The 4,029-nt window shown below is 47.6% G+C and carries 1 protein-coding gene; it reads right to left on the bottom strand.

The genetic code is table 11. From position 1 onward, the window contains the following. A partial coding sequence (locus KDK18_RS00705) for a hypothetical protein (protein ID WP_257252467.1) occupies positions 1-4,013 on the bottom strand: 4,013 nt, incomplete at its 3' end. Between the last annotated feature and the right edge of the window lie 16 nt (positions 4,014-4,029).

The raw sequence follows: 4,029 nt of genomic DNA, 5'->3' as shown, positions 1-4,029 counted from the left end.
TTGATCAGGTCTGATTCAGACAGGCCAACGGCATTGGCATAAGGTGTCAGGGTATCCTGAACATTGGTCAGGAATGCTGCCGTCCTGCGGCCGTTTTCAAAGGCAATATCGTCAAGAACGTAGTTGGCGATCACAGAAGCGGCATACTCCTTCATGCCGGCAAAAGATTCTTTCATGCCTGCCGGGCCATTGGTGGTCACGGTCACAGGAGTAAAGGCACTCTGCATGAATTCCTCAGCACCCTTGTCGGACAGCATCTGAACAACCTTCCTGAACTCAGGCACCCTGACGCCGTGTTTATAGCCAATGAAGTGCTCAAACTCATCCACCAGCTGATAACCATCGACACCTCTGACGGCCTTCATGTAGTGTTCCAGTTCAACCTTGCTGATCAGACCTTCACGCAGCAGAGTGATGATCCTGTGACCACTGGCAGAATGAGTAGCGAAGTATTCCGAGAAGCTTTTCAGGCCCTCTGGTTCATGCTCAATGAAGTGAATGGCTGCTTCACCTATGCCGTGGATTTCATCGTCGAATTGTTGTGCCCCGGTGTTCATGTAAATTCTCGCCCGGCTCGCCAGCATCTGGACTTCTTCCAAAGGATTCAGAGACTGATCTTCTGCGAGCTCGAAGGTGAACGTCGCCTTAAGGTCTTTGAAGACTGCTACAATCCGACTGGCCTGATTAAAGGGCAGATTGTCCCCGGCCAGGGCCTGCAGGCGAATCGGCGCAAATTCATCGTCCAGGTCAAAAGTCTGAAGATTGGGTATCGATTTACCGTTTAGTTCTGCCGATTCTGACAGGCCAATTACGGCTTCCAGAGCCTGTTTTTTGAGGGAGTGCGACTGCATGTAGGCGTGCAAATCGGCCAGTATTCTTGCCTGCCCCGGCGTGTACTGGAAGGGACCACCTTCATTTTCGGCGGCTTCCTCCGCAGCATGCAGCACTTTCTTTAATTTATCTATTTCCGATTTCCTGACTTCTATTTCTCTGTTCAGAGTGTCCTGTTCCCCGGTCAGCTGCAGAATCTTGCCGCCACTACCATCATCCCCTCCCAGCTCCAGCTGTTTGTTTCTCAGGGCGTCAACCCGGTCAGTATAGTGGGCAGTAGGGTCTGGCTTGAGGCCCACGTTATCTTCAAGGTCTCTAAGAGTCGCTACATGAGCTTCCAGGTCTTCTTGTGCTTCTGATATGACTGCTCTTTTTTGTTTCAGGACTAATGCCTGCACGTCTCTTTCGTCTTCAAGTTTGGTTTTAGCTTTCGGATCACTGTCTTTGGAGTGGTCGATCGCCTGATTTATAGTATTCAGTTCCTCTTGTGCTTGCTTTTCTTCATCCTGTGCATGGGTCATTTCCATTACTCTTAAAGCGTGCTCATGAAGGAATTTCGTGACCTGAGCGTACTTTCTCCTGGTTTCAGGCAGTTCGCCCGCTGGATAATCAACTTCATCCTGACCATAAGTGTCCGCGTGGGTCACAATGGCATTAAAGTAATCCTCTTCTGTCAGCCTGTCAGGGTCACCGTCAACAGAGATTTTCAGTTCTGATGTGGTAGCTTTCAGTTGTTGAGCGATTTCATATTGTTTCTCTGAATCTTCTCCATGTAAAAGATCTCTGATGTCGTTTACTCGCTCTTCAGTGGTTTGCTTGTCAACCGGTGTCAGGCCTAAATTAGCCTGAAGTTTTTTCATTACCTGATCAGGCGTTGTCTTGTCCTCATCCGTGATTGGGTTAACGTCAGCAGGACCGGCAGATATCTGTCGTTTGCGACGAACGTTCTCCAGCTTGCGATAAGTAGCCTTCAGCTCACTTTCAGCATCTGCTACTGCTCTTCTGGCTCTGGTCACCTCACGATCAAGAGTGTATCGGGGTTTGGGGCCCAGGCGGGCTATTTGCCTGTCAAGTTCAGCATCGATAGCTTCGATACGCTCATGAGTGTCAGGCTGACCCGCTGTGTTTGCTACTGCTTCCAGCTCTGCGAGCTTTTCTAAAATACGATTGACCTGATCATCTATTGGGGCATCATCTCTATAGTCCTCAATGTTGAGTACGCGAGCAATGTGATTGTTTTTATATCTTTTGACCCCTTCTTCATCGACAGAGAGTGAGCCTACCAGAGGCTTTAACGTCTGGATTCTGTTTATAAGAGAACCCTTTTGTTCTTCCAGACTGGCGTCTTTTATTAAATCTACTTGCAGCTTTTCGGCCAGTTTAGCAACGGAATCCTTACCTCTTTCTATGGCAGCGAGGTTTTTACTCGTGGCGATGCCCAGCTCGTCCTCTGCAGTTTTGAGCATGCTTGTCTGCTGTGCCAAGACTCGTTCATCTGCGTCTTCGACAAAAAAGGTAAGAAGCTCATGAAGCTTTCCAGGTTTTGTCCCCGTTGTTTCGTAATTGGACGTGAACTTTTCTTTGCTGAGGGCATTCTCTATATCATCCAGTTTTTTTTCGGTGACATCATCGCCGTCGAGTATTGCACGAATTCTGTGAAGTCTTTCTCTGTTGTCATCACCTTCATTGACTTTGATCTCAAATATTTCTTCTGCAGTCTTCAGTACCTTCAGCGCGTCTTCCTCAGCTCTCTGCCTGAATTTTGTGATGGATGTCTGTAACGCCTCAGAAATGGCGTTGCGTCGGTAATAGACATCGTCCTCTGCACCGAAATCATCCATCTTCAGAGCTTTCTCCACGGCGCCCAGTTTCCAAAGTACTTCCGGTTTAACTATGTGGCGTGGTGTTCTGAGGCTTTCCAGTTCTGCTTCCAAATCTGCTGGCTTCTTCAGCTTAAACTTAATTGCATACATCTGTTCTGCGGGACGAAGTCTTGCAATATCTTCTTCTTGACGAGTATTCTCTTCGCGAAGTGTTTTAATCTCGCTCTGTTGATCATCACTCAGTTTGGTTAGTTTTTGTGTTAAGGCATTTAGTGATTTGATCTTCTCGACCAGAAGTTTATGCTGTGTGTCAATATCTGTATTGTCATCAAAATCCGGCATGTTTAAATGTGAGGCGATGAGTGCAAGGCGAGCTTTGGTGGCTGCTGCTTTTTCAGCCTCTGTGCGGGTGGTGCTTTGTTGCTGAACCGTTTGTTGATTGGCCTGTTCATCCTGCTGCCTGAGGTAGCTGGGGTGGTTGACGTGCTCAATGTGTTCCTTAATGGCCCGGACACGAGCCTTCAGGTCAGCTTTGTCAACCGGGACCAGACCACAGCCTCTTTCAATGGGAGCAAGAATTTGCTCTGGATTCGCTCCTTCCAATAATGTCTCATCCTGAATTAGCATGGGCCCAAGAACATTGTAAATCAGATCGTTTTCATTGACTGGAGTAATACCTGACCGGCCTTCAATGGCCGCCGGTTTTGCCTTTGCAGCTTCTTTACTGGACCGTCCTGTTGCGTCTAATGTCTTATCTATATTTGGAACGGGCCCATTAGCGCTGTAACTCAGATCCTCTTCATTGATCGGAGTAGTACCTGATATGCCTTCAAACGCCGCCGGTTTTGCTTGTAAAGCTTCTTCATCAGATGTTTCTGGTGCGGTATAGGTTGCGATAACCTTTGAACGCATGTCATTAATTTTCTCCAAGAGACGTCTGGCTTGCCCTTCTGGTGGCTGGGTATCATCCCAGTCATCAATGCCAAGCATTGCTGCCAGTTCAGAGTTGTAAGTCTTTCTGGCCTCCAGTCTGGCATCATGGAGTTGTTGTTCCAGCTTTGGAATTTGTTTGACTTCCTGATCAAGTTTCTGCTTCTGGCTTTCCAGTTCTTCCATGTTGCGTCGAAGAGTTTCATACGCAAATTTAGCGTCTTGATAGCGATATTGTGTTTCCTGCTTTTCCTTATCACTGGCGTCGGCTCTTTCCGTTGCTTGCTGCAGTTGATTTTTAAACTGGACGAGTTTGGCTTCTTTTAGCTGAAGCTCTTCGAGCTTGTTATCCACTTCAATCAGCTGTCTGGCCAGGTCACGCCGGATTTTGTCAGCAAAATCTTCGTCATTGTAAATAAAATCGTTCATTAGTTTGGAGATACTG

The sequence above is a fragment of the Endozoicomonas sp. SESOKO3 genome, from assembly GCF_024606255.1.
The sequence above is the reverse complement of the archived record's forward strand: the minus strand, read 5'-3'. Positions and strand labels throughout refer to the sequence as shown.